Source organism: Saccharothrix algeriensis (assembly GCF_016907655.1).
GTDB lineage: Bacteria > Actinomycetota > Actinomycetes > Mycobacteriales > Pseudonocardiaceae > Actinosynnema > Actinosynnema algeriense.
The window spans coordinates 1,966,802-1,991,948 of record NZ_JAFBCL010000001.1; the positions used below are offsets into that span (position 1 = coordinate 1,966,802).

The 25,147-nt window shown below is 74.1% G+C and carries 28 protein-coding genes and 3 pseudogenes; 11 read left to right on the plus strand and 20 right to left on the minus strand.

The features are described 5' to 3' along the window. Positions 1-5: 5 nt before the first annotated feature. The 3 genes from JOE68_RS08655 to JOE68_RS08665 are packed head-to-tail and all read left to right on the plus strand — an operon-like array spanning position 6 to position 1,126. A complete protein-coding gene (locus JOE68_RS08655) occupies positions 6-269 on the plus strand; it encodes a hypothetical protein (RefSeq protein WP_204841805.1) in 264 nt (87 codons plus the stop codon). Between the two features lie 42 nt (positions 270-311). Then, on the plus strand, positions 312-707 hold the full coding sequence (locus tag JOE68_RS08660; protein WP_204841806.1) for an ArsR/SmtB family transcription factor: 396 nt from the start codon (positions 312-314) through the stop codon (positions 705-707). Then, positions 704-1,126 (plus strand): Fur family transcriptional regulator, encoded by a 423-nt coding sequence (locus JOE68_RS08665; RefSeq protein WP_204841807.1) that lies wholly within the window; start codon positions 704-706, stop codon positions 1,124-1,126. The genes JOE68_RS08660 and JOE68_RS08665 overlap by 4 nt, the downstream gene beginning before the upstream one ends. A gap of 6 nt (positions 1,127-1,132) precedes the next feature. Here JOE68_RS08665 and JOE68_RS08670 read toward each other — a convergent pair whose 3' ends face one another. The 14 genes and pseudogenes from JOE68_RS08670 to JOE68_RS31000 form a co-directional block, all read right to left on the minus strand. Continuing rightward, a complete protein-coding gene (locus JOE68_RS08670; RefSeq protein WP_204841808.1) occupies positions 1,133-1,969 on the minus strand; it encodes a TIGR03943 family putative permease subunit in 837 nt (278 codons plus the stop codon). Then, a complete protein-coding gene (locus tag JOE68_RS08675; protein WP_204841809.1) occupies positions 1,966-2,985 on the minus strand; it encodes a permease in 1,020 nt (339 codons plus the stop codon). The genes JOE68_RS08670 and JOE68_RS08675 overlap by 4 nt, the downstream gene beginning before the upstream one ends. Positions 2,986-3,018: 33 nt before the next feature. Continuing rightward, positions 3,019-3,291 carry a hypothetical protein gene (locus JOE68_RS08680; RefSeq protein ID WP_204841810.1) on the minus strand — a complete coding sequence of 91 codons (273 nt, stop codon included), beginning with the start codon at positions 3,289-3,291 and terminating at the stop codon, positions 3,019-3,021. After that, entirely contained in the window at positions 3,291-3,719 is a 429-nt protein-coding gene (locus tag JOE68_RS08685) for a hypothetical protein (protein ID WP_204841811.1), read from the minus strand. The genes JOE68_RS08680 and JOE68_RS08685 overlap by 1 nt, the downstream gene beginning before the upstream one ends. Then, positions 3,716-4,585: an isoprenyl transferase gene (locus JOE68_RS08690; RefSeq protein WP_239562178.1), complete on the minus strand. Its 870-nt coding sequence runs from the start codon at positions 4,583-4,585 to the stop codon at positions 3,716-3,718. The genes JOE68_RS08685 and JOE68_RS08690 overlap by 4 nt, the downstream gene beginning before the upstream one ends. Positions 4,586-4,673: 88 nt before the next feature. Beyond that, positions 4,674-5,426 (minus strand): DNA repair protein RecO, encoded by a 753-nt coding sequence (gene recO, locus JOE68_RS08695; RefSeq protein WP_204841812.1) that lies wholly within the window; start codon positions 5,424-5,426, stop codon positions 4,674-4,676. Between the two features lie 129 nt (positions 5,427-5,555). Then, on the minus strand, positions 5,556-6,452 hold the full coding sequence (gene era, locus JOE68_RS08700) for a GTPase Era (RefSeq protein ID WP_204841813.1): 897 nt from the start codon (positions 6,450-6,452) through the stop codon (positions 5,556-5,558). A 105-nt stretch (positions 6,453-6,557) separates the two neighbouring features. Next, positions 6,558-6,878, minus strand: coding sequence for a (2Fe-2S) ferredoxin domain-containing protein (locus tag JOE68_RS08705; protein WP_204841814.1), 321 nt, complete (start codon positions 6,876-6,878; stop codon positions 6,558-6,560). A gap of 2 nt (positions 6,879-6,880) precedes the next feature. After that, positions 6,881-7,222, minus strand: coding sequence for a cytidine deaminase-like protein (locus JOE68_RS08710; protein ID WP_204841815.1), 342 nt, complete (start codon positions 7,220-7,222; stop codon positions 6,881-6,883). Next, positions 7,215-8,516 carry a hemolysin family protein gene (locus JOE68_RS08715; RefSeq protein WP_204841816.1) on the minus strand — a complete coding sequence of 434 codons (1,302 nt, stop codon included), beginning with the start codon at positions 8,514-8,516 and terminating at the stop codon, positions 7,215-7,217. Before JOE68_RS08715 ends, JOE68_RS08710 begins: the two co-directional genes overlap by 8 nt. Positions 8,517-8,526: 10 nt before the next feature. Then, complete coding sequence (gene ybeY / locus JOE68_RS08720; RefSeq protein WP_204841817.1) at positions 8,527-9,081, minus strand: rRNA maturation RNase YbeY; 555 nt, start codon at positions 9,079-9,081, stop codon at positions 8,527-8,529. Between the two features lie 5 nt (positions 9,082-9,086). Next, a pseudogene (locus JOE68_RS30990) lies at positions 9,087-9,452 on the minus strand (PhoH family protein); the annotation flags it as partial. A gap of 282 nt (positions 9,453-9,734) precedes the next feature. Then, a pseudogene (locus JOE68_RS30995) lies at positions 9,735-10,544 on the minus strand (LAGLIDADG family homing endonuclease); the annotation flags it as partial. After that, positions 10,533-11,243: pseudogene (locus JOE68_RS31000) on the minus strand (PhoH family protein); the annotation flags it as partial. The pseudogenes JOE68_RS30995 and JOE68_RS31000, both read right to left, overlap by 12 nt. A gap of 137 nt (positions 11,244-11,380) precedes the next feature. On the opposite strand from JOE68_RS31000, the gene JOE68_RS08730 reads away from it, so the two are divergent. Both JOE68_RS08730 and JOE68_RS08735 read left to right on the plus strand, forming a co-directional pair. Then, complete coding sequence (locus tag JOE68_RS08730) at positions 11,381-12,169, plus strand: GNAT family N-acetyltransferase (RefSeq protein WP_307819586.1); 789 nt, start codon at positions 11,381-11,383, stop codon at positions 12,167-12,169. Positions 12,170-12,232: 63 nt separating this feature from the next. Then, complete coding sequence (locus JOE68_RS08735; RefSeq protein ID WP_204841819.1) at positions 12,233-13,636, plus strand: FAD-binding oxidoreductase; 1,404 nt, start codon at positions 12,233-12,235, stop codon at positions 13,634-13,636. A gap of 63 nt (positions 13,637-13,699) precedes the next feature. Here JOE68_RS08735 and JOE68_RS08740 read toward each other — a convergent pair whose 3' ends face one another. From JOE68_RS08740 to hrcA, 5 genes are all read right to left on the minus strand, one after another. Continuing rightward, positions 13,700-14,041, minus strand: a complete 342-nt coding sequence (locus tag JOE68_RS08740) for a histidine triad nucleotide-binding protein (RefSeq protein ID WP_204841820.1) — start codon at positions 14,039-14,041, stop codon at positions 13,700-13,702. A gap of 10 nt (positions 14,042-14,051) precedes the next feature. Beyond that, complete coding sequence (locus JOE68_RS08745) at positions 14,052-14,723, minus strand: alpha/beta hydrolase family protein (protein ID WP_204841821.1); 672 nt, start codon at positions 14,721-14,723, stop codon at positions 14,052-14,054. Positions 14,724-14,939: 216 nt separating this feature from the next. Then, a complete protein-coding gene (locus tag JOE68_RS08750; RefSeq protein ID WP_204841822.1) occupies positions 14,940-15,674 on the minus strand; it encodes a 16S rRNA (uracil(1498)-N(3))-methyltransferase in 735 nt (244 codons plus the stop codon). Further along, positions 15,671-16,819 carry a molecular chaperone DnaJ gene (gene dnaJ, locus JOE68_RS08755; RefSeq protein WP_204841823.1) on the minus strand — a complete coding sequence of 383 codons (1,149 nt, stop codon included), beginning with the start codon at positions 16,817-16,819 and terminating at the stop codon, positions 15,671-15,673. Before dnaJ ends, JOE68_RS08750 begins: the two co-directional genes overlap by 4 nt. A gap of 77 nt (positions 16,820-16,896) precedes the next feature. Next, positions 16,897-17,919 (minus strand): heat-inducible transcriptional repressor HrcA, encoded by a 1,023-nt coding sequence (gene hrcA / locus JOE68_RS08760; protein WP_204841824.1) that lies wholly within the window; start codon positions 17,917-17,919, stop codon positions 16,897-16,899. Positions 17,920-18,040: 121 nt separating this feature from the next. Between hrcA and JOE68_RS32185 the strand changes: the two genes are divergently transcribed. Beyond that, complete coding sequence (locus tag JOE68_RS32185; RefSeq protein ID WP_204841825.1) at positions 18,041-18,778, plus strand: GNAT family N-acetyltransferase; 738 nt, start codon at positions 18,041-18,043, stop codon at positions 18,776-18,778. Positions 18,779-18,824: 46 nt separating this feature from the next. Here JOE68_RS32185 and hemW read toward each other — a convergent pair whose 3' ends face one another. Then, positions 18,825-20,039, minus strand: coding sequence for a radical SAM family heme chaperone HemW (gene hemW, locus JOE68_RS08770; RefSeq protein WP_204841826.1), 1,215 nt, complete (start codon positions 20,037-20,039; stop codon positions 18,825-18,827). Between the two features lie 293 nt (positions 20,040-20,332). Between hemW and JOE68_RS08775 the strand changes: the two genes are divergently transcribed. The 5 genes from JOE68_RS08775 to JOE68_RS08790 are packed head-to-tail and all read left to right on the plus strand — an operon-like array spanning position 20,333 to position 25,147. Beyond that, a complete protein-coding gene (locus JOE68_RS08775) occupies positions 20,333-22,021 on the plus strand; it encodes a nitrite/sulfite reductase (protein ID WP_204841827.1) in 1,689 nt (562 codons plus the stop codon). Beyond that, positions 22,018-22,176 carry a hypothetical protein gene (locus JOE68_RS31010; RefSeq protein WP_033427569.1) on the plus strand — a complete coding sequence of 53 codons (159 nt, stop codon included), beginning with the start codon at positions 22,018-22,020 and terminating at the stop codon, positions 22,174-22,176. The genes JOE68_RS08775 and JOE68_RS31010 overlap by 4 nt, the downstream gene beginning before the upstream one ends. Further along, a complete protein-coding gene (locus JOE68_RS08780; RefSeq protein ID WP_204841828.1) occupies positions 22,173-22,874 on the plus strand; it encodes a phosphoadenylyl-sulfate reductase in 702 nt (233 codons plus the stop codon). The genes JOE68_RS31010 and JOE68_RS08780 overlap by 4 nt, the downstream gene beginning before the upstream one ends. Continuing rightward, positions 22,871-23,806: a sulfate adenylyltransferase subunit CysD gene (gene cysD / locus JOE68_RS08785; RefSeq protein WP_239562179.1), complete on the plus strand. Its 936-nt coding sequence runs from the start codon at positions 22,871-22,873 to the stop codon at positions 23,804-23,806. Before JOE68_RS08780 ends, cysD begins: the two co-directional genes overlap by 4 nt. Beyond that, complete coding sequence (locus JOE68_RS08790; protein ID WP_204841829.1) at positions 23,807-25,147, plus strand: sulfate adenylyltransferase subunit 1; 1,341 nt, start codon at positions 23,807-23,809, stop codon at positions 25,145-25,147.

Below are 25,147 nucleotides of genomic sequence, written 5' to 3' on the forward strand. Positions count from 1 at the left end.
CCACGGTGGCGGATTCGAAGCGGACGCTGATCCCCGGCTCCGGGCCGCTGGCCCGGGTGCCCGCTCCGGTGGTGTTCCTGCTGGTGCTCGCCGTGTTCGGGGCCGGCGTGCTGGTGCGGGGCGCGGTGGGCGCGCTGCTGCTCGGCGCGCTGACCCTGGGGGTGGCCGCGCTGCTGGCCGCCACCTGGCGGCTGCTCGCGCCCGGTGCCCGTGTCCTGCGGGTTCTGGTGCTCGCGGTGCTCGCGCTGGTCACCCTTTCGGTGCTCTGACCGTAGTATCGGTGGTGAAAATCCCTACCACCTGGAGGCGCCGTGACGGTCGAAGTGCGGAGCGAGCACGTGCACTCCCCCCTGCGCGACGCGGCGCAGCCGGTCCCGCCCCGGCCCGCGCACACCCTGTCCGCCGCCGGGGAGCTGCTGCGCGCCCTCGCCGCACCCGTCCGGATCGCGATCGTGCTCCAGCTGCGCGAGGCCGAGCGGTGCGTGCACGAGCTGGTGGAGGCCCTGGGCGTCGCCCAGCCGCTGATCAGCCAGCACCTGCGCGTGCTCAAGGCGGCCGGTGTCGTGCACGGCGAGCGGCACGGCCGCGAGGTCGTCTACCGGCTGGTCGACGAGCACCTGGCGCACATCGTGGTGGACGCGGTGGCGCACGTCGACGAAGGTCCGCGTGGTATCAACTCCGGAGGACTTGGGACGGAGGACCTGTGACAACGAGCGAGCGCCCCAACACCGCTGTGCCCGGCCTGCGGTCCACCAAGCAGCGCACCGCCGTGTCGAAACTGCTCGACTCCCTGGACGAGTTCCGCTCGGCGCAGGACCTGCACGAGGAGCTGCGCAAGCGCGGCGAGGGCATCGGCCTGACCACCGTCTACCGCACGCTCCAGTCGCTGGCCGACGCCGGCGAGGTGGACGTGCTGCGCACCGACTCGGGCGAGGCCATCTACCGGCGCTGCTCGGCCCACCACCATCACCACCTGGTGTGCCGCACGTGCGGGCGCACGGTCGAGGTGGAGGGCCCGGCGGTGGAGAAGTGGGCCGACCGCGTGGCGGCCGAGAACGGCTTCTCCGAGGTCAGCCACACCGTCGAGATCTTCGGCACGTGCGCGGGGTGCGCGAAGGCCCCCTGACGGGCCTCAGCCCTCGTAGGTGTCCTCCGGTGGGATCACGGGCGTGATCCCGCTGACGGTGAACGTGGGCACGTAGGCCGTGTCCTTGGTCGCCGAGCCCGGCACCACCCGGCCGGTCGCCTCCACCCACTGGTCGTCCGGCAGCGCGCTGAAGTCCTGGCCCACCATGAGCGCCTTCACCGGCGCGGCGTCGGCCGCGCAGCAGGAGATGGCCAGCCGGGCCAGGTAGACGTTCTGCTCCTTGCGCACGACGAAGCCGGTCAGCCGGACCGTCCGGTCGTCGAGCGAGCCCGAGTCGTCCCACGCGGTGCGGGTGACGAACTCGGTGATGGTCAGCGGTACCACCTCGTCGGGCGGCAGCGGCGCGAACCCGCTGCCCGCCCGGGACTCCTGGGCGGCGTTGCGGTCCGAGCGGTTGACCGTGTCCGCGCCCAGCGCGGGCGGGCTGATCAGGAACACCGCCAGGACCGGCAGCAGCAGCATCCACGGGCTGCGGGAGCCGTGCTCGTGGTGGTGGGCGCCTTCAGGGTGGGAACTCTCGGGATGACCGCCTTCGGGGTGGCCGCCTTCGGGATGACCGCCTTCGGTGTGGCCGCCTTCGGGACTGTCGCCGCCGGGAGGACCGCCCGCGACCCCCTCCGCAACGCCCTCCCCCTGCTCCCGACCGCCGCGCAGGTCACGCGCGATGCCGACCACGGCGAGCAGGATCATCACCGCGCCGGTGCCCACCAGCCACGGCTGGAGCGACTCCTTGACGTAGCGCAGGTAGGTGCCGGTCAGCGCGAGCTTGAGCAGTGCGCCGCCCAGCAGCACCAGCAGGACGTTCTGCGTTTCACGCCTCACAGGAACACCGCCCCCGCCGCCACCGCGCACCCGATCGCCACCACGAACGTCACCGGCGCGAACCGCGCCGCGAACGACCTGCCGAACGCACCCGCCTGGAGCGCGACGAGCTTGACGTCGACCGCCGGGCCGACCACCAGGAACACCAGCCTGGGCAGCAGCGGCAGCGCGGTCATCGACATCGCGACGAACGCGTCCGCCTCGCTGCACAGCGCCAGCACGACCGCCACCAGCGCCATCACCAGCACCGCCAGCACCACCTGCGCGCCCAGCGTCTCCAGCCACGCCGCCGGCACCAGCACATTGAACGCCGCCGCGAACACCCCGCCGAGCACCAGGAACCCGCCCGCCTCCACGAGGTCGTGCCGGGCGGTCTCGGCGAACACCGACCACCGGGAGGCGCCGGCGCGGTCGGGCAGCCGGCGCAGGGCGCGCTCGGCGATCCACCCGGCCTTGCCGAACCGCGTCCACAGCCAGCCCATCACCACGGCGGTGAGCAGCGAGCCGACGAACCGCGCCGGGACCATCATCGGGGCGTCGCGGAACGCCACGGCGGTCGACACCAGCACGATCGGGTTCACCGCCGGCGCGGCCAGCAGGAACGACAGCGCCACCGCGGGCGCGACGCCCTGCTGCATGAGCCGCCGCGCGACCGGCACCGACGCGCACTCGCAGCCGGGCAGCGCCACCCCGGCCACCCCGGCCACCGGCACCGCCAGCGCGGTGTTGCGGGGCAGCAGCCGGCGCAGCGCCCCCGCGGGCACGAACGCCGCGATCGCGCCGCTGATGAGCACCCCGAACACCAGGAACGGCAGCGCCTGCACGCAGATCGCGACGAACACGGTCGAGGCGGTGCGCAGCACCGGCACGTCCAGCGCGGCCACCAGCCGGTCCTGGAACACCAGGGCGGCGACCAGCAGCACGCAGAGCACCTCCAGCGAGGTGATCCGCAGGCGGGGTGGCGTGCGGCGCGGGCGTGACCCCCGGATTTCGCCAGTGATTGTCACTTCCGACATGATGCCAGGGGCCGCGCCCGCCGCCGAACCGACCTACGTCGGGTCTTCGACCCCTTCGCGCAGCTCGTCGAGCATGGCCAGCACGTCCGGCGCGTCGCGCACCGGCAGCAGCGGCTCCACGACCGCCGTCACGCCGCGGCCCTCCCCGACCACCGACTCGGCCAGCGCCACCGCCTCGTCGCGCTCGTAGGGCCCGCACACGAACGAGGCCCACTCCTCGCCCGCCGACGCCTCGAACGTGACGGCCCACGGCAGGCCCTCGACCTCGGACTCGTCGTCCGGCTCGTACACGACCACGCCGCCCATCAGGCCCCGCCCTCCACGCCGGCCAGCAGTTCGGCGCGCAGCTGCGACGCCGTCGAGACCACCAGCATGAGCAGGGTGCTCAGCGGCTCCGTGCGCATCCCCTCCGCCGGGAACGCGTACCGCAGGGTCACGTCCATGCCCCGCTCGGTGTGCACCACGCCCAGCGTGCCGAACAGGCCCTGACCGGCGCGCTCGGCCGCCGACACGGCCAGCTTCGGGTCCTCCGGCAGGTCCCACGCCACGACGCAGGTCAGGCTCAGCACGGTCAGGCCCTCGGCGAGCCGCATGGCCTGCACCGCGCACGGCACGTCGCCGTGCCGGAAGCTCAGCGCGCCGTCGTCGTCCACGTGCACCTCGTGGAACAGCTCCAGCGCCTCGCGGGCGGCGGTGAGCAGGTGCGCCGTCACCGCGGCGTCGTCGTCGGTCACCGGGTCTCCTCGGGGTCGTCGGCGGCGGAGCCGCCCGGCGGCAGGTCGTAGGGCAGGGGGTCGTCGGGCTTGTCCACGGCGCCGCCGAAGCGGCGGTCGCGCCGGGCGTAAGCCTCGCACGCCCGCCACAGGTCCAGCCGGTCGAAGTCGGGCCACAGGATGTCCTGGAACACCAGCTCCGCGTACGCCGACTGCCACAGCAGGAAGTTCGACGTGCGCTGTTCGCCCGACGGGCGGATGAACAGGTCCACGTCCGGCATGTCCGGCTGGTACAGGTACCGGCCGACGGTCCGCTCGTCGACCTTCTCCGGGTTGATCCGCCCGGCGGCGGCGAGCCGGGCGATCTCGCGGGCCGCGTCGCCGACCTCGGCCCGGCCGCCGTAGTTGATGCACATGGCCAGGTTCAGCACGGTGTTGTCGCGGGTGCGCTCCTCGGCGACCTCCAGCTCCTTGATGACGCTGCGCCACAGCCTCGGCCGCCGGCCCGCCCAGCGCACCCGGACGCCCAGCTCGTCCAGCTCGTCGGTGCGGTGGTGGATGACGTCGCGGCTGAACCCCATCAGGAAGCGGACCTCTTCGGGGCTGCGCCGCCAGTTCTCGGTGGAGAAGGCGTACAGCGACAGCCACTTCACCCCCAGCTCGATCGCGCCCTTGGCCGCCTCCACGACGACGGCCTCGCCGCGCTTGTGCCCCTCGATGCGGGACAGGCCGCGCTGGTTGGCCCACCGCCCGTTGCCGTCCATGACGATCGCGATGTGCCCGGGCACCAGGTCGGCCGGGATGGCGGGCGGCGTGGCGCCGGAGGGGTGCGGTTCCGGGGGTCGGGCGACGCGCTGGACGCGGTCGGCCCGCCGTCGGCGGAGCATGGCGGTCCTCTCGGAGGTCTGTGCGGGTGGTCGTCCCCGGTGCGGGCGGGGCGCTCGGAGCACGTGTCGGTGCGTGCGGCAGGCGACTCTATCCGTCCGCCAGGGGCGCCTTGCGCTCGACCAGCGGCAGCGACCTGAGCTGCCGCTCCAGGTGCCACTGGAGGTGGGCGGCGACCAGCCCGCTGGCCTCGCGGCGCTGCGCGCCCGGGACGGCGTCCACGACGTCCCACTCGCCGTGCAGCAGCGCGCCGAGCAACCGCAGCGTCTCCTGGTTGGGCGCGGCGCTGCCCGGCGGGCGGCAGTTCGGGCACACCAGGCCGCCCGCGTGGACGTTGAACGCCCGGTGCGGGCCCGGGTCGCCGCAGCGGGCGCACTCGTCGACCGCCGGCGCCCAGCCCGCGAACGCCATGGCGCGCATCAGGAACGCGTCCAGGATCAGCGAGGGGTCGCGCTCCTTGGCGGCCAGCGCGCGCAGCGCGCCCGTGACCAGCAGGTACAGCCGCAGGACCGGCTCGCCCTCCTCGGCGGTGAGCCGGTCGGCGGTCTCCAGGACGGCGCAGGCGGCCGTGTAGCGCTGGTAGTCGCCCACCAGCGCCACGCCGAACGCGTCCAGCGTCTGCACCTGCGTGACCACGTCGAGCGAGCGGCCGGGGTAGAACTGCACGTCCACGTGCCCGAACGGCTCCAGCCGCGCGCCGAACCGGGAGGAGGTGCGCCGCACGCCCTTGGCGACGGCGCGCACCTTGCCGTGCTTCTGCGTCAGCAGCGTGATGATGCGGTCGGCCTCGCCGAGCTTCTGGACGCGCAGGACGACCCCGGTGTCCCGGTACAGGTTGGCCATGGTTACGTCGCAGCCCCAGTCGCTCCGGCTCCGCACCCGCGGGCCCCTGGCCCGAGCAGGTCCGCCCTGCCCCGGCCCGCCTCGATCCGGCCCGTCGCGGGACCGGCGCCCGGTCGGGAGCCCACCGGCCTAGAACCCCAGTCTACGGAGCTGCTTGGGGTCGCGCTGCCAGTCCTTGGCGATCTTGATGTGCAGGTCGAGGTACACGCGGGTGCCCAGCAGCTTCTCGATGTGCCGGCGCGCGGTGATGCCGACCTGCTTGAGCCGCTCCCCGCGGTGCCCCAGGATGATCGCCTTCTGGCTGGGCCGCTCGACGAACACGTTCGCGTGCACGTCGACCAGGTCGTCGCGGCCCTCGCGGGGCAGCATCTCCTCCACCACGACGGCGATCGAGTGCGGCAGCTCGTCGCGCACGCCCTCCAGGGCCGCCTCCCGGATCAGCTCCGCGACCAGGACCTGCTCGGGCTCGTCGGTCAGCTCGCCGTCCGGGTAGAGCGGCGGGCCCTCGGGCAGCTTGCCGACCAGCAGGCCGGCCAGCGCGTCGACCTGGTAGCCGCTCTGCGCGGACACCGGGATGAACTCGGCGAAGTCCATCACCTGCTGGAGCGCGAGCAGCTGCTCGGCCACCTGCTGCTGGCCCACGAGGTCGGTCTTGGTGACGATGCCGACCACCGGCGTGCGCTTGGCCACCTTCGCCAGCTCGGCGGCGATGAACCGGTCGCCGGGGCCGACCTTCTGGTCGGCGGGCACGCAGAAGCCGACGACGTCGACCTCCGACCAGGTCTCCCGGACCAGGTCGTTGAGCCGCTGGCCGAGCAGCGTGCGCGGCCGGTGCAGGCCCGGCGTGTCGACCAGCACGAGCTGCGCGTCGGCCCGGTGCACGATGCCGCGGATGGTGTGCCGGGTGGTCTGGGGCTTGCTGGAGGTGATCGCGACCTTGGTGCCGACCAGCGCGTTGGTCAACGTCGACTTGCCGGCGTTGGGGCGGCCGACGAAGCACGCGAACCCGGAGCGGTAACCATCCATCCGCCCATTGTCCCCGGCCCCGCCGACCACGCCCCTTCCGCCCCTGGACTCGGCGCTTGGACTACCCCGCGCCCGGGGGCCGCGGCGCGCCGCGGTCCCCGGCGCTCAGCCCGGTCGCGGCGGGGCGACCCGGTGCAGCTCCAGCACCGCCGGCAGGGGCCCGCCGGTGGCCAGCCACCGCTCCAGGTCGTCCATCACCGCCTCGTGCAGCACGAAGCCCAACCACACCGGCTTCGCGCCCGGCGGCTTCACCACCACGACGTTCGAGCTCGCGCACGCGTCCAGGCAGTCCGCCGTCCGCACGCGCACCCGGCCGCCGGAGCGCGCGGCGAGCGCCTCCAGGCGTTCGAGCTGCGCCTCGTGGTCGTGATCGGGGTGCTTGCGCGTGGTGCCGCAGCAGCAGCCGCGGCACACCGTCACCCGCACCGCTACACGGTTTCCCGCAGGTCCCCGGCGGCGTCGACGCGGAACACCGGGGCGCCGGCCGTCAGGTCCCGCACCGCGGCGACGGACTCGGCGTCCACCGCGTCGGCCGCCGTCACCACGGCGGCGGCCTCCAAGCCCTCCGCGCCGCTGGACACCGCCGCGGCCACGGCCGCCTGCAGCGCCGTCAGGCGCAGCGACGGCAGGTCCACCGTCGTGGCCGAGTAGGTGCGCCCGTCGGTGTCGCGCACCGCCGCGCCCTCCGCCGCACCCGTGCGGGCGCGGGACGACCGCGCCAGCGTGATGATCTTCGCGTCCTCGGGGCCGAGCGTGTCCTGGTCAGTCACCGGGGGTTCCTTCCGCGCTGTGGTCACCGTTCAGCGGGCGCACCAGCACCGTCGTGATGCGCATCCGCCCGCGTTCGTCCTTGCCGCCCTCGGCCCGCATCCGCAGGCCCGCGATCTCCGCCTCCGTGCCCGGCAGGGGCACCCGGCCCAGGCGCTGCGCCAGCAGGCCGCCCACCGTCTCCACCTCGTGGTCGTCCAGCTCCGTGCCGAACAGGGCGTCCAGGTCGTCCACCGGCAGCCGGGCGCTGACCCGCACCGAACCGTCGGTCAGGTGCTCGACGGGCGGCCGGTCGTCGGTGTCGGACTCGTCGGTGATCTCGCCGACGATCTCCTCCAGGATGTCCTCGATCGTCAGCAGGCCCGCCGTGCCGCCGTACTCGTCCACCACGATCGCCAGGTGGTTGCGCGAGAGCTGCATCTCGCGCAGCAGGTCCGCGATGGGCTTGGAGTCCGGGATGAACGACGCGGGCTTCATGACCTCCGCCACGACCGTCCCGTTCGGCTCCTCGGCCAGCGTCCGCCGCACCAGGTCCTTGAGGTTCACCACGCCGACGATGTCGTCCACGCTGCCGCCGATCACCGGCACCCGCGTGTAGCCGGTGCGCAGGGACAGCGCCAGCGCCTGCCGCACCGACTTGGCCTGCTCGATCCACACGATCTCGGTGCGCGGCACCATCACCTCGCGCGCGATGGTGTCGCCCAGCTCGAACACCGAGTGGATCATCTCGCGCTCGCCCTCGTCCACCACGCCGCGCTCCTGGGCCATGTCGACCAGCTCGCGCAGCTCCACCTCGGAGGAGAACGGGCCCTCGCGGAAGCCCCGGCCCGGGGTGATCGCGTTGCCGACCAGGATCAGCAGCCGCGACAGCGGCCCCAGCACCCGGCCCAGCACGCGGATCGGGCCGGCCGCCACCAGGCTCACCGCGTACGGGTGCTGGCGGCCGATCGTGCGCGGCCCGACGCCGACCAGCACGTAGGACACGACCAGCATGCTCAGGCCCGCGACCAGCACGGCCACCCAGCCCGTCGAGATCAGCCGCAGGCACACCACGGTCACCAGCACCGTCGCCGACAGCTCGCAGCCCAGGCGCAGCAGCAGCAGCAGGTTGACGTGCCGGGGCCGGTCGGCCAGCACCTGGATGAGCCGGCGCGCGCCCGCCCGGCCCTGCCGCTGCAGCGCCTCGACGCGCGCCCTCGACACCGTGCCCAGCGCCGCGTCCGCGCCCGCGAACGCGCCCGCCGCCAGCACGAGCGCGACCGCCAGCACGAGCAGGCTGGTGGAGTCCCCCGTCACCGCGGCCGCCTCAGGCGGTCGGGTCGGGCCTGTCGGAATCCTCCAGGCCCACCGCCCCGAGCAGCTTCGAGTCGGCCTCGCGCTGCGCGGCGGTGCGCTCGGCCTCGGCGGCGGCGGTGCGGAAGTCGCCCAGGATCCGGTTCTGGAGGGTGAACATCTCGCGCTCCTCGGCGGGCTCGGCGTGGTCGTAGCCCAGCAGGTGCAGCACGCCGTGCACGGTCAGCAGGTGCAACTCGTCGAGCAGGCCGTGCCCGGCCTTCTTCGCCTGGTCCTTGGCGAACGCCGGGCACAGCACGATGTCGCCCAGCAGCGCCGGGCCCAGGCCCGCCGCGTCCGGCCGGCGCGCCGAGTCCAGCTCGTCCATGGGGAACGCCATGACGTCGGTCGGTCCGGGCAGGTCCATCCAGCGCTGGTGCAGGTCGGCCATCACGTCCAGCTCCACCAGCAGGACGGACAGCTCGGCCAGCGGGCTCACGCCCATGCGGTCCAGCGCGAAGCGGGCGGCGGCGACGATGGACGGCTCGTCCACGGTCACGCCCGACTCGTTCGCGATCTCGATGCTCACGGCGCCTATCGTCCCCGGCGGTGCCCGTGCGACCGCGCGCCGGGTCCGGCGGCCTGCCGCCGGTCGTCGCCGAGGTCGCGCTCGTCCTGGTCGACCTGCCACTTCTCGTAGGCGTCCACGATGTCCGCCACCAACCGGTGGCGCACCACGTCGCTGCTGGTCAGGACGGAGAAGTGGACGTCGTCCACGCCTTCGAGGATGTCCCTGACCACCTTGAGCCCGGACCGCTGCCCGCCGGGCAGGTCGACCTGGGTGACGTCGCCGGTCACCACGATCTTGGAGCCGAAGCCCAGCCGGGTCAGGAACATCTTCATCTGCTCGGGCGTGGTGTTCTGCGCCTCGTCGAGGATGATGAAGGCGTCGTTGAGCGTGTTGTGCGTCAGCAGGTAGTCCTCGGTGACGTAGAGCGAGTCGGCCGCCGCCACCTGGATGCACACCGCCTCGGACCGCCCGGCCGGCTCGATGGCGTCGATGAACCGCATCGGCCGGCCACCGCCGCCCGACGCCCGGTACTTGCGCCGCTTGCGGGTCAGGCGGAACGGCTCGACGCCCTCCGGGAGCCTGATGTCCAGGACGTAGGTGTCGTGGCGGTGGTGCACGGGGCGTCCACCGGCCAGGCCCGGCGTCCTGCCGCGGGCCGGGCGGCAGCGGACGTAGGCGACCCCGCCGAGGGACCGGACCAGGGCCAGCACGCCCTCGCGCAGCGCGGGCGAGGTGGTCGAGTACTGGACCCGGCACGTCCGGCCGAGCTGGGCCACCGGGCCGCCGTCGGCGTCCAGCAGCCCCTGGAGCAGGGCCAGCCGGACCTCCGCGGAGTTGTCCAGGTAGGCGTCGGGGACGAACTTCGTGTGCGAGCGCGTGCCGATCAGGCGCAACGCCCGCAGGGCGGCGGTGACCGGGTTCTCGATCGTGACGACGTCACCGGCGGCCCGGACCCGGTTGAGCGCGTAATCGGGGCCGCCCCGCCACCGCGCCGCGACACCGGGCAGCGCCGCCTCCAGCGCGAGGACCAGCTCCGGGTCCTCGGTGGCGAACGAGGGGGTGGTCGTGCCGGTCAGGCAGCCGTCGCCGAGCAGCAGCCCCAGCGCGTAGGGGTCGACGGGGACCTCGCGCTCCGGCCGGCACACCGGCGCGGTGAGCAGCGGAAGTTCGTACCGCCGGGCGTGCGCCGCGCGCAGGTTGCCGATCATCTCCTTGGTCTCGAGCACCCGCCACGGCTTGCCGCGGCGGCGGTCGGCGGCCGTCCGGACCGTCCAGAGGTGATCGCCGCAGCACAGGGTGGACGCCCCGTCCTGCGCGGTGACGCGGTAGATGTCCTTCTCGCCCTGCGGGTACACACCCAGCACCGGGGTCGGCTCGCCGTTCGAGCCGACGACCAGGTCGCCGACCCGCAGCTCGCCGATCGGCCGGAAGCCGTCGGGCGTGAGCACGTTCGCGTCGACCGGTTGCGCCCGCCCGCGCATGTAAGCCAGCGGGGCGACCTCGATCGTGCCGGCCTGGGTCAGGCGGGGGATCGACTCCGGGTCGACCATGTCGTGCAGCGCGTCGTACAGGGGGCGCAGGTACGGGTCGATCTTCTCGTAGAGCGTGCCGGGCAGGTAGCCCAGCCGCTCGCCCGCCTCCACGGCGGGGCGGGTGAGGATGATCCGGTTGACCTGCTTGGCCTGGAGCGCCTGCACGGCCTTCGCCATCGCCAGGTACGTCTTGCCGGTGCCCGCGGGCCCGATGCCGAACACCACGGTGTTCTGGTCGATGGCGTCGACGTAGTGCTTCTGGTTCAGCGTCTTGGGCCGGATGGTCCGGCCGCGGCGCGAGATGATGTCCAGGCTGAGCACCTCGGCCGGCGACTCGCCGGTGCCCGCGGACAGCATCGCGACGGTGCGGCGGACCGTGTCCGGGCCGATCTCCTGGCCGCGGCCGGCCAGGGTGATCAGCTCGGAGAACACGCGCTCGGCGAACGCCACGTCGGCCGGGCGGCCGGACAGGGTGATCTCGTTGCCGCGCACGTGCACGTCCGCGTCGAGCAGGTCCTCCGCGAGGCGGAGGTTCTCGTCGCGCGAGCCGAGCAGGGCGAGCACCGCGCCGTCGGGCACGGCGAACTTGGACTGGGCGTCGGCCGCGGCGTGGCCGGCCTGCGGCGTGGTGTCTGCGGTGTCGGCCACGTGGCCTCGGGCCTGCTTCCTGCGCGTTCGCGCCGAACTGGGGTGTGCTTGTCGTGCTCCCACCGATGCTAGCCGCCCCCGCCAGCACCGCGCACCGGAGTAAGAAACCGGTGGACGCGGCGGGTGTACTCGAAGCCGTGGAGACCCTGCGCGCCCTGACCCCCGCCGACGTGCCCGCCTGCCTGGCGCTGGGCGCCGACCGGGGCTGGTCCCCGGAGGAGGCGAAGTGGCGGTTCCTGCTGCGGGTGGGCGCCGGGTTCGGGGTGTTCGCCGGGCCGGACCTGGTCGCCACGGCGGTGATCACCCGGTTCGGTGACGCGCACGCGGCGCTGAGCATGGTGCTGGTGGCGCGCGACCACGCCGGGCGCGGGCTGGGCAGGCGGGTCGTCGAGCACGCCGTCGCGTTCGCGGGCACGCCGGTGGTCTCGCTGTACGCCACTTCGTTCGGCAAGCCGCTGTACGAGAAGCTCGGCTTCCGCTCGGTGGGCCGGACGACCGGGCACCTGGGCGTGCTGACCGCGCCGCCATCCGGGGTGAGCCGGCCGGTCGGGGCGGCGGACCGGCCGCTGGTCGTGGCCGAGGACGCGGCGGTGTTCGGGGCCGACCGGTCGGCGCTGTGGGCGGAGTTCTTCGACTTCGCCCGCGAGGTCCGGGTCTGCCCCGGCGGGTTCGCCGGCTCCTGGTGGAACACCGACCGGCTGGTGGTCGGCCCGGTGGTGGCGGACTCGGTGGGCACGGCGCGGGCGCTGATCGCGGACGTGGCGGGCGGCGGTCCGGCGCGGGTGGACGTCGGCGACCCGCGGCTGGCGGCGTGGCTGACCGCGCACGGGATGCCCGCGTCGTTCGAGGTGGACCGGATGGTGCGCGGTGAGCTGAGCGGGGCGCGCGAGCGGCTCCGCGTGCCGGTGATGCAGGCGCTCGGATGACCCGAACAGCCGGATGTGCCGGCCGTCACCCCGGGTCCACCATGGGGGTGAGGGGGTGGGGCCGTGGAGTTCGACCGCAGGAGGTTCCTCGGGGTCGCCGGCCTGGCCGTGCTGGGCGGCCGGGCCGGGCCGGGCGACGGGCCGGGCCGCGAGCGGGACTGGGAGCGGTTGCGGCGGGGTCTGGCCGGGAGGCTGGTGCTGCCCGGTGACGCCGACTACGACCGCGCGCGCAGCCCGCAGAACACCGTGTACGCCCACCGCCGCCCGGCGGCGGTGGCGCTGTGCGCCGACGAGTCCGACGTGGCCCGCTGCCTGGAGTTCGCCTCCGCGGAGCGCCTGCCGGTCGCCGCGCGCAGCGGCCGGCACAGCTACGCGGGCTACTCCGCGCCGCAGGACGGCCTGGTGGTGGACGTGGCCGCGCTCGACGGGGTGCGGCCCGGCGCGGAGTCGACCGTCGGCGCGGGCGCCGCGCTGATCGACGTCTACGAGGCGCTGGGCGCGGCGGGCCGGGCGCTGCCCGCCGGGACGTGCCGTAGCGTCGGCATCAGCGGGCTGGCGCTCGGCGGCGGCATCGGGGTCGTGGCCCGCAAGTACGGCCTGACCTGCGACCGGCTGCTCGGGGCGCGGGTGGTGACGCCGGACGGGTCGGTGCGCGTGGTGGACGCCGAGCACGAGCCGGACCTGTTCTGGGCGCTGCGCGGGGGCGGCGGGGGCAACTTCGGCGTCGTCACGTCGCTGCGGTTCGCCACCGGCCCGGCGCCGGACCTGGTGCCGTTCGAGCTGCGCACGCCGCCGGGCGCGGCGGTGGACGTGCTCGGCGCGTGGCAGGAGTGGGTGGCCGACCTGCCCGACGAGCTGTGGTCGGTGTGCCGGCTGGCCTCCGGCCGGCCGCCGCAGGCCGTCGTGTCGGGCTGCCACGTCGGCCCGCCCGAGGCCCTGACCCCGCTGCTGGACCGGTTCGCGGCGAAGGTCCGGGTGCTGCGGCGCGACCTGCGGCCGATGGGCTACCTGGCCGCGATGCGGCACTACGCGGGCTGCCGGGGCGGTGGCTGCCCGCCGCCGGTCGGGACGCCGTTCGCGGCCTCGTCGCGGATGCTGCGGGCGCCGCTGGACCCGGCGCGGGCGGTGGCCCTGCTGGACGGCGCGCGGGCGACCGCGCTCCAGTTCGACTCGTTCGGCGGGGCGATCTCCCGGGTCGGCCCGGCCGACACGGCGTTCCCGCACCGGGACGCGCTCGCCAGCGCCCAGGTCTACGTCAACGCCGCCGGGGTGGACGAGGCGCGCGCCCGGCGGGAGGTGGCCGTCGTGCGCGACGGGTTGGGGCTCGACACCGGGTACGTGAACTACATCGACCCGGAGATGCCGGACTGGCGGCGCGCCTACTACGGCGACAACCACCCGCGGTTGCAGCTGGTGGCCCGCCGCTACGACCCGGACCGCGTCCTGGCGTTCCCGCAGGGGATCTGAGCGCGCGGGCCGGCCCGTCCGGCGGCGGCGCACCGGGCCGCCGCCGGACGGGCCTGCCCGCGGCTACGCCAGCGCGCCCAGCTGCCGCCCGCCCAGCAGGTGCAGGTGGGCGTGGAACACCGTCTGCCCGGCGTCCGCCCCGGTGTTGAACAGCAGGCGGTAGCCGCTGTCGGCGAGACCTTCGGCCCGCGCCACCTCCCCGGCCGCGCGGAACAGGTCGTCCAGGACGCCGGGAGCGGCGGCGGCCAGGGCCACGGCGTCCGGCGAGTGCAGCTTCGGCACCAGCACCACGTGCGTCGGCGCCTGCGGCGAGATGTCGCGGAACGCCGTGGTGGTCTCGGTCTCGTGCACGATCGAGGCCGGGACCTCGCCCGCGACGATGCGGCAGAACAGGCAGTCGGACATGGCCCGCAGGCTATCCGGCCAGCCGCAGCGCGGCGTCCCGGCAGGTCTCCCAGGCGGGGGCGCCGGGGGTGATCAGGTCCAGGTGGCCGACGCCGGGCAGGGTGATCAGCTCCGCCCCGGAGGCCGCGGCGAACGCGGTGCTCTGCTCGACCGGCACGTCCTCGTCGGCCTCGCCGTGCACCAGCACCAGCGGCGGGCCGATCGGCAGCAGCTCCGCCGGCGACGCCTCCGCGTACCGCTCGGGCACCTCCTCGGGCGTGCCGCCGAGCAGTTCGGCCGCGCGCCGGGTGATCCGCGGGTGCTGCCGGAAGTCCAGGACGCCCGCCTGGGCCACGGCCCCGACGACCCGCGGGTGCCGGGCCGCCGCCCAGACCGCCAGGTGGCCGCCCGCCGAGTGCCCCAGGGTCACCACGTCGGCGTCCAGGGCGTCGATGGCGGCCAGGACGTCGTCCCCGGTCGCCGGCCAGCCACCGCCGCCGGCCACCCGCCGGTACTCGACGTTGAAGGCCCGCACGCCGTGCGCGACCAGGTCGGCCGCCAGGGGGCGGCCCAGCTCCAGCCCGTACCGCTGGTGCCAGAAGCCGCCGTGGATGACCACGACGACGGTCGACGGGCTCGGGCCCCGGGGTGTGGACAGCTCGCCGAACTGGCTCGGGTGGCTGCCGTAGCGAATGGGCGTCACCCGTCCAGCATCGCCCACGGGAGGGGGAGCGCGCAGGGCCGCGTCGCGGTGAGACCTGGGGGTCGCCCCACCGCGACGCGGCGACGCCGGACCGAGGGGGGAGGTGTCCGGCGAGTCCTGTGGTCTGAAGGGCTGAACGCGACTAGACCAATGCAACCCCTCAGGTCTTGAGCGTAACCCCTCTTCGGGCGCTCCGCCAGAAGGCGCGGGCACCCATTACCGCCAGCGATCGGTCAGCACACCCAGCGCTCCCAGGGCGACCGCGGCGGCGGTCGACGCGCGCAGGACGGTGGGGCCCAGCCGCACCGCGTGCGCGCCTGCCTCGGTCAACGCCGCCAGCTCGGCCTCGGTGATGCCGCCCTCCGGCCCCACCACCAGCAGCACGTCGCCCTCCTCGGGCAGCGGCGCGGCGGCGATGCCGGTCGACGCCGACTCGTGCAGGACCAATGCGATCGCGGCCGATTCCACCAGACGGGCCAGCGCGGGCGTGCCCACCGGTTCGGCGACCGACGGCACGCGGGCGCGCCGGGCCTGCTTCGCGGCCTCCCGCGCGGTGCTGCGCCAGCGCTCCAGCGCCTTCGCCCCGCGCGGGCCGTCCTCCCACCTGGTGACGCAGCGCGCGGCCCGCCACGGCACCACGCCGTCGACGCCCGCCTCGGTGGCCAGCTCCACGGCCAGCTCACCCCGGTCGCCCTTCACCAGCGCCTGCGCCAGCACCACCCGCACCGCGGGCTCGGGCGCCACCCACCGCTGGAGCACGCGCAACCGCAGCGCGTCCTTGAGCGCCTCCTGCACCACGCACCGGACCTGGGCTCCGGAGCCGTCGGAGAGCACCAGCTCCTCGCCCGGCCGCAGCCGCCGCACGGTGGCCGCGTGCCGGCCCTCAGGACCGTCGAGCACGGCCTCCGGGCCGGTCGGCAGCGCCGGGACGAGGAAGACCGGCAGCGTCACCGGTGGCCGCGGCCGGCGCGCAGCCGCGAGAACAGCCCGCCGCCGCCCTTGCCGTTGTGCGCGAGCGTCGGGTCCTCCTCGCCGCGCAGCACGGCCAGCTCCCGCAGCAGCTCGGCCTGCCGGCCGTCGAGCTTGGTCGGCACCACGACCTCCAGGTGCACGTGCAGGTCGCCCCGCCCGTCGATGCGGCCCGAGGAGCGCAGCCGCGGCATCCCCCGGCCGGTGAGCACCAGCTCGGTGTTCGGCTGGGTGCCCGGCTCGATCTCCAGCTGCTCCTCGCCGTCCAGGGTCTGCAGCGGCAGCACCGCGCCCAGCGCCGCCGTCGTCATCGGGACGCGCACCGAGCAGTGCAGGTTCGAGCCGTCCCGCTCGAAGACCTCGTGCGGCACCTCCTCGACCTCCACGTACAGGTCGCCCGCCGGACCGCCGCCGGAGCCGACCTCGCCCTGGCCCGCGAGTCGCACCCGCATCCCCTCGGCCACGCCGGCCGGGATCTGCACCGAGATGGTGCGCCGCGACCGGACCCGGCCCTCGCCACCGCACTGCAGGCACGGGTCGGGGATGACCTCGCCCAGGCCCCGGCACACCGGGCACGGCCGCGCCGTGACCACCTGGCCGAGGAAGGAGCGCTGCACCGACTGCACCTCGCCGCGCCCGCCGCACGTGTCGCAGCGCACCGGGGACGAGCCCTCGGCGCAGCCGCTGCCCGTGCACCGGTCGCACAGGATCGCCGTGTCGACGGTCAGCTCCCGCGACGCGCCGGCCGCGCACTCCTCCAGCGTCATGGACAGCCGGATCAGCGCGTCCGAACCGGGCTGCACCCGGCTGCGCGGACCGCGCCCGCCGCCGCCCGTCGCGCCGAAGAACGCGTCCATGATGTCGCCGAGCCCGAAGCCCGAGAACGGGTCGTGCATCCCGCCGCCACCGCCGCCGGGCTGGAGCGGGTCGCCGCCCCGGTCGACGATCTCGCGCTTCTTCGGGTCCGACAACACCTCGTAGGCGGCGGTCACCTCTTTGAAGCGCGCCTCCTCGTTGGGGTTGACGTCCGGGTGCAGCTGGCGCGCGAGCTTGCGGTAGGCGCGCTTGATCTCCTCGGGTGTCGCGTTCTTGGAGACCCCGAGCGTGCCGTAGTAGTCCCTCGCCACCGTGTGTCCTCCTGCGGGCGCGCCGAGCGCGCGCTCGCTCGCTTGCGAAACGTCCTGTGGGCCTTCGGTGTTCCCGCCTACCTCGCCGTCAGGATCTCCCCGACGTAGCTGGCGACCGCGAGCACGGCGGCCATCGTGCCGGGGTAGTCCATCCGCGTGGGCCCCACCACGCCCATGCCCCCGAGCAGGTTGTCCCGGCTCCCGTACCCGATGGACACGATCGAGGTGCTGCGCATCTCGGCCGCCTCGTTCTCCTCGCCGATGTGCACCAGGACGGTACCGGGGTCGCGGGCCGCGGCCAGCAGCTTCAGCACCACGACCTGTTCCTCCAGCGCTTCCAGCACCTGGCGCAGCGAACCGGGGAAGTCTGCCACGTTGCGGGTGAGGTTCGCGGTGCCACCCAGCACCAGCCGCTCCTCCGGGTGCTCCACCAGCGATTCGATCAGCACCGTGCCGACCCGCAGCACCGCGTCGCGCAGCTCGGCGGGCGCGCGGTCGGGCAGCTCGGCCACCTCGGCGGAGGCGTCGGACAGCCGCTTGCCGACCATCGCGGTGTTGAGCATGGTCCGCATCCGGCCGACGTTGTCCTCCGTGATCACGTCGCCGAGGTCCACCGAGCGCTGGTCGACGCGGCCGGTGTCGGTGATCAGCACCAGCATCAGGCGGGCCGGTGTGATGGCCAGCACCTCCAGGTGCCGCACGGTGGAGCGGCTCAGCGTCGGGTACTGCACGACCGCGACCTGCCGGGTCAGCTGCGCCAGCAGGCGGACGCTGCGGCGCAGCACGTCGTCCAGGTCGTAGGCGCCCTCCAGGAAGCTGCGGATGGCCCGGCGCTCGGCCGAGGACAGCGGCTTGACCTCGCTGAGCCGGTCGACGAACAGCCGGTAGCCCTTGTCGGTGGGCACGCGGCCCGCGCTGGTGTGCGGCTGGGTGATGTAGCCGTCCTCCTCCAGCGAGGCCATGTCGTTGCGGACCGTCGCGCTGGACACCCCCAGGTTGTGCCGTTCGACCAGCGCTTTCGACCCGACGGGCTCCTGGTTGGAGACGTAGTCGGCGACGATCGCGCGCAGCACCTCGAACCTGCGCTCATCGGCGTTCACCGCGCGTCACCTCCACCACGACGACCTGACTCGACCTGACTCCACCAAGAGTTTACGGAGGTGGGGCGGCCGGCCGGGAAACTCGCCGGCCGGGGTCCGGCGCGGCCGGGTAGCGTGGCGCGTGCTTGCCGACATCCAGACCTCGCTGCGCGAGTCCATCCGGCCCGACGCCGAGCAGGTCGGGCCCTTCCTGGTCCGCTTCGACGGCCACAGCGACAACGCCTTCATGAACTACGCGGTGCCCGACCCCGGCGCCGAGCCGACCGCCGCCCAGGTGGCCGACCTCGTGGCGGCCTTCCGCGCCCGCTCCCGCACGCCCCGGCTGGAGTACCTGCGACCGCTGCCCGCGGTGGACGCGGCGCTGGCCGGGGCCGGGTTCACCGTGGACCAGCTGCTGCCGGTGATGGCGGTGGACCGCGCCGACCTGCGCGTCCCGCCGCCGCCCGCCGGGGTGGAGCTGGTCGAGGCGGTCTCCGACGACGAGCTGGCGGCGGCGGCGCGGGTGCAGCACGAAGCCTTCGGCGTGGCGGCGCTGCCGCGCGAGGCCGCGATCGAGCAGCAGCGCGCGCTGGTGGCCGACGGCGGGCTGCTGCTCGCCCTGGTGGACGGCGTGCCGGTGGGCGCGGGCGCGTACACCGGGCCGCGCGGCGGGCTGTCGCAGGTGGCGGGGATCGCGGTGCTGCCGGGGTTCCGCCGCCGGGGCATCGCGGGCGCGGTGTGCGGCCGGCTGACGCGGTGGGTGTTCGACGCCGGGTGCGCGCCGTTCCTGGAGACCGAGGCGGACGGCAAGGCCGAGCGGCTCTACGGGCCGATCGGGTACCGCACCATCGGGGAGTCGGTCTCGGTCTCGCTGCGCTGAGGGCGGCGGCGCGCCACCGCCCTCGGCCGGGGCCGTGCCGGGGCTCTCAGGTGAGCCGGCGCACCACGGCGTCGGCGAGCAGCCGGCCGCGGTCGGTCAGGACGCAGCGGCCCGCGTCCAGCGCCGCGGGGTCCAGCAGGCCGTCCGCCGCCGCCGCCTTCGCCTCGGCCCGCCCGTCCTCGTCGAGCGCGTCGGCGGGCAGGCCCTCGGCCAGGCGCAGCTCCAGCAGGACGCGCTCCACCCGGCGGTCCTCGGCGGTGAGGACCTCGCGGCCGGCCGCCGGCGAGCGACCCCCGGCCAGCAGCCCGCTGTACTTCGCCGGGTGCTTGACGTTCCACCAGCGCACGCCGCCGACGTGGCTGTGCGCGCCGGGGCCCGCGCCCCACCAGTCCGCGCCCTGCCAGTACAGGACGTTGTGGCGGCACCGCGCCGCCGGGCCCGCCGCCCAGTTCGACACCTCGTACCAGCGCAGGCCCTGCGCGGTCAGCTCGGCGTCGATCAGCTCGTACCGGTCGGCCAGCACGTCGTCGTCGGGCGCGGGCAGCTCGCCGCGCCGCACCCGGCGGGCCAGGGCCGTGCCCTCCTCGACGATGAGCGCGTAGGCCGACACGTGGTCGACCCCGGCCTCCCGCACCGCGCCCAGGGAGGCGCGCAGGTCGTCGGCGGTCTCGCCGGGCGTGCCGTAGATGAGGTCCAGGTTCACGTGGTCGAAGCCCGCCGCGCGGGCCTCCCGCGCCGCCGCGACCGGGCGGCCCGGCGTGTGCGCCCGGTCCAGGACGGCGAGCACGTTGCGCGCCGCCGACTGCATCCCCAGCGAGACCCTGGTGTAACCCGCGTCACGGATGGCCGCGAAGAACGCCCGCGAGGTCGATTCCGGGTTCGACTCCGTAGTGACCTCGGCGTGCTCCGCAAGGCCGAACGACGACCGGACGGCGGCCAGCACGTCGGCCAGGCCGGCCGCGCCCAGCAGTGACGGAGTGCCACCGCCGACGAACACCGTGTCCGCGGCGGGCGCGTCGCCGAGCACCGCCGCGGCCAGGTCCAGCTCGCGCCGCAACCCCTCCAGCCACGACGCCGGCGACGCCGAAGTTCCCAGCTCACCGGCGGTGTAGGTGTTGAAGTCGCAGTAGCCGCACCGGGTCGCGCAGAACGGCACGTGGACGTAGACGCCGAAGGGGCGCGTGCCCAGGCCGGCCAGCGCGGTCACGGGCAGTGAGCCGTCGGCGGGCGCGGGATCGCCGGTCGGCAGAGCGGGGGACATGCCTCCCATTGTCCCATCTACCAGCGCGGGGAGGCCCGTCCCAGAATGCGGATGGCGGTGGACCACGGGATGGACGCGTGGCACGCTGACTGCCATGACGTCGAACGGAATCCGCCTGGTGGTCCGCCGCCACGTCGACTTCCGCCGCGTCTCCAGCGCGATGTGCCGTCGTTCGGCATAACCCGCGCCCGACTTGTAGTTCCCGTCGGCGCCGGGTGCGCTGACGAGACCCCCACCACGGCACCGCCGGGACTCGCACGCGCACCAGCGCCCCGAAACCCCGGAGGACGAGGATGGTCCCCCCGACGACTACGCCTCAGCGCGCCAAGCAGCGTCGAGGTGAGGGGCAGTGGGCGCTGGGCTACCGCGAGCCGCTGAACCCCAACGAGCGGAGCAAGAGGGACGACAACCCGCTCAACGTCCGCGCCCGGATCGAGAACATCTACGCCCACGGCGGGTTCGACTCCATCGACCCCGCCGACCTGCGCGGCAGGTTCCGCTGGTACGGCCTGTACACCCAGCGCAAGCCGGGCATCGACGGTGGCCGGACGGCCACCCTGGAGCCCGAGGAGCTCGACGACGAGTACTTCATGCTCCGCGTCCGCGTGGACGGCGGCCGGCTCACCACGGCCCAGCTGGCGCTGATCGGCGAGCTGTCGCAGACCTACGCGCGCGACACCGCCGACATCACCGACCGGCAGAACATCCAGTACCACTGGATCCGCATCGAGGACGTCCCGACCATCTGGCGCAAGCTGGAGGACGCGGGCCTGACCACGATGGAGGCTTGCGGCGACAGCCCGCGCGTCATCCTCGGCTCGCCGGTCGCGGGCATCGCCGAGGACGAGGTCGTCGACGGCTCGCCCGCCATCGAGGAGATCCTGCGCCGCTACATCGGCGACCCGCGGTTCGCCAACCTGCCGCGCAAGTTCAAGACCGCGATCTCGGGCCTGCCCGACGTGGCGCACGAGATCCACGACGTCGCGTTCGTCGGCGTGGAGCACCCCGAGCACGGCCCCGGCTTCGACCTGTGGGTCGGCGGCGGCCTGTCCACCAACCCGATGATCGGCAAGCGGCTGGGCGCGTGGGTGCACCCGGACGAGGTGCCCGCGGTGTGGGAGGGCGTGATCAGCGTCTTCCGCGACTACGGCTACCGCCGGCTGCGGCACCGCGCCCGCATCAAGTTCCTGGTCGCCGACTGGGGCCCGGAGAAGTTCCGGCAGGTGCTGGAGGACGAGTACCTGGGGCGCAAGCTCCCCGACGGCCCCGCGCCCGCCGTGCCGGAGGTCCCGCGCGACCACATCGGCGTGCACCGGCAGAAGGACGGCCTGTACTACGTCGGCGCCGCGCCGATCGCCGGGCGCGTGTCCGGCTCCACCCTGGTGGAGGTCGCGAAGGTCGTCGAGCGGGCGGGGTCGGGCCGCGTGCGCCTGACGCCGCAGCAGAAGCTGGTCGTGCTCGACGTGCCCGAGGCGGAGGTCAAGGGGCTGCAGGCGGACCTGGCCAAGCTGGGGCTGCAGACCCGGCCGTCGCCGTGGCGGCGGGGCGTGATGGCGTGCACCGGCATCGAGTTCTGCAAGCTCGCGATCGTCGAGACCAAGGCCCGCGCGGTCGAGCTGGTCGCGGCGCTGGAGTCGCGGCTGGCCGACATCACCGCGGGCGACCCGGACCTGGCCCCGATCGCCGTGCACATCAACGGCTGCCCGAACTCCTGCGCCCGCATCCAGACCGCCGACATCGGGCTCAAGGGTCAGATCGTCACCGACTCGGACGGCAACCAGGTGGAGGGTTTTCAGGTCCACCTGGGTGGCGGGCTTGGCCTGGACGCCGGTTTCGGCCGTAAGCTGCGAGGTCACAAGGTGACCGCCGCCGAACTGTCGGACTACGTGGAGCGCGTGGTGCGCAAGTTCGTGGCGCAGCGGGAACAGGGCGAGCGGTTCGCGCAGTGGGTCGGCCGGGCCGACGAGGGCGACCTGCGGTGAGCGAACGCGCCACGCCCTTCTACTGCCCCTATTGCGGGGACGAAGACCTCCGCCCCCAGGAGGAGCCGTCGCACTCCTGGCTGTGCGCTTCCTGCCGCCGCGTGTTCACCGTCAAGTTCGTGGGCCTCAACCTTCCACAGGAGGTGCAGCGATGACCGCCCCCACCAGGGCCGAGGAACTGAAGGTCATCGCGGAGGCCGCTTCGGTCGAGCTGGCTGACGCCACCGCCGAAGAGGCCCTCGCGTGGACCGCCCGGACGTTCGGGCGCAACTGGATCGTCGCGTCGAACATGCAGGACGCCGTCCTGATCGACCTGGCGACCAAGGTGAAGCCGGACGTGGACGTGCTGTTCCTGGAGACCGGCTACCACTTCGCCGAGACCCTCGGCACCCGGGACGCGGTGGACCTGGTCTACCCGGAGGTGCGCATCGTCAACGCCGCCGCCGAGCAGTCGGTCGCCGACCAGGAGCGCGAGTTCGGCCTGCTGAACCGGACCGACCCGAACCGGTGCTGCCACCTGCGCAAGGTGGTGCCCCTGCAGCGCACGCTGAACAGGTACGACGCCTGGGTGACCGGCGTTCGCCGGGTGGACGCGCCCACGCGCGCGAACACGCCGATCGTGCAGTGGGACGACCGCAACGGGCTGGTGAAGGTCAACCCCATCGCACCGTGGTCCGACGACGAGTTCAACGCCTACATCAGCGAGCACGGGATCCTGGAGAACCCGTTGGTGCAGGCCGGATATCCCTCCATCGGCTGCGCGCCGTGCACCGCGAAGCCCCTGCCGGGGGCGGACCCGCGCAGCGGCCGGTGGGCGGGTCGCGCCAAGACAGAATGCGGGTTGCACGGATGACTGCCGAAGGTCTGCTTGCAGGGCCGAACACGCGAACAGCGGCCCTGGACACGTTGGGGCGCCTGGAGTCCGAGGCGATCCACATCTTCCGCGAGGTGGCCGGCGAGTTCGACCGGCCGGTGATCCTGTTCTCCGGCGGCAAGGACTCCACGCTGCTGCTGCACCTGGCGGTGAAGGCGTTCTGGCCCGCGCCGGTGCCCTTCCCGCTGCTGCACGTGGACACCGGCCACAACTTCGAGGAGGTCATCGACTTCCGCGACCGGGTGGTGGCGCGGCACGGCCTGCGGCTGGAGGTCGCGCGGGTCCAGGACTACATCGACGACGGCCGGCTCGCCGAACGCCCCGACGGCACGCGGAACCCGCTGCAGACCGTCCCGCTGCTGGACGCGATCACCTCGCACAAGTTCGACGCGGTGTTCGGCGGCGGGCGCCGTGACGAGGAGCGCGCCCGCGCCAAGGAGCGCATCTTCAGCCTCCGGAACTCCTTCGGGCAGTGGGAGCCCCGGCGGCAGCGTCCCGAATTGTGGAACCTCTACAACGGACGGCACCGGCCAGGGGAACATGTGCGGGTATTCCCGCTGTCCAACTGGACCGAACTGGACGTCTGGCACTACATCGCGCGAGAGGGGATCGAGTTGCCTTCGATCTACTACGCGCACGAGCGCGACGTCTACCTGCGTGACGGCATGTGGCTGGCCGAGGGCCCCTGGGGCGGCCCGCGGGAAGGGGAGGCGCTGGTGACCAAGACCGTGCGCTACCGGACCGTGGGCGACGGCTCCTGCACGGGCGCGGTGGAGTCCGACGCCGCCGACATCGAGACCGTGATCGCGGAGGTCGCCGCGTCCCGGCTCACCGAGCGCGGCGCGACGCGCGCCGACGACCGGTTGTCGGAGGCCGCCATGGAGGACCGCAAGCGGGAGGGCTACTTCTAAATGAGCGACCTGTTGAGGCTGGCGACGGCGGGCAGCGTGGACGACGGCAAGTCCACCCTGGTCGGACGGTTGCTCTACGACACCAAGTCGGTCCTCGCCGACACCCTGGACGCCGTGCACCGCGCCAGCGCCGACCGCGGCCTGGCCACACCGGACCTGTCGCTGCTGGTGGACGGCCTGCGCTCGGAGCGCGAGCAGGGCATCACCATCGACGTGGCCTACCGGTACTTCGCGACGCCCAAGCGCTCGTTCGTGCTGGCCGACACCCCGGGCCACGTGCAGTACACCCGCAACACGGTCACCGGCGCGTCCACCGCCCAGCTGGGCGTGCTCCTGGTCGACGCGCGCAAGGGCGTGGTCGAGCAGACCCGCCGCCACGCGGCGGTGCTGGCGCTGCTGGGCGTGCCGAGGCTGGTGCTGGCGGTCAACAAGATCGACCTGGTGGACTACGACGAGGTCACCTTCGCCCGCATCGCCAAGGAGTTCACCGCGCACGCGACCGCCCTCGGGTTCGTCGAGGACACCGTCGTGGAGATCCCGGTGTCCGCGCTGGCGGGCGACAACGTGGTCGAGCGCTCGACCAACACGCCCTGGTACTCCGGGCCGACGCTGCTGGAGCACCTGGAGACGGTGCCCGTCGACGCCGACCCGCACGACGCGCCGTTCCGGTTCCCGGTGCAGCACGTGATCCGGCCGCGCACCGCGGAGCACCCGGACTACCGCGGCTACGCGGGCCAGGTCGCCGCCGGCACGGTGCGCGTCGGCGACGCGGTCGCCGTGCTGCCGACGGGCCTGAGCAGCACCGTGGCGGGCATCGACACCGCCGACGGCCCGCTGGACGAGGCCGCCGCCGGCCAGTCGGTGACCCTGCTGCTGGAGCACGACCTCGACATCTCGCGCGGCGACCTCGTCGCGGGCGGGGAGCCGCCCCGGGTCACCGACGAGTTCGAGGCCACCGTGTGCTGGCTGGCGGAGAAGGCGCTCACCCCCGGCGCGCGCGTGCTGGTCAAGCACGGCACCCGCACCGTGCAGGCGATCGTCACCGAGCTGCGCAACCGGTTCGACGAGCAGCGGCTCAGCAGCACCGACAGCCCGGACTCCCTGGTGCTCAACGAGATCGGGCAGGTCGTGGTGCGCACGGCCGAGCCCGTGCCGGTGGACGACTACACCCACAACCGCCGCACCGGCGCCTTCCTGGTCATCGACGCCGCGGACGGCAGCACGCTGGCCGCGGGGCTGGTCGGCGCGCCGCTGCCGGTGCTCGACGGCGTCGACGCCGACGCCGGAGGCGGCAGCAGCGCCCAGACCGACAGCCACGCCCTCGTCTCCCCCGGTCCCTGA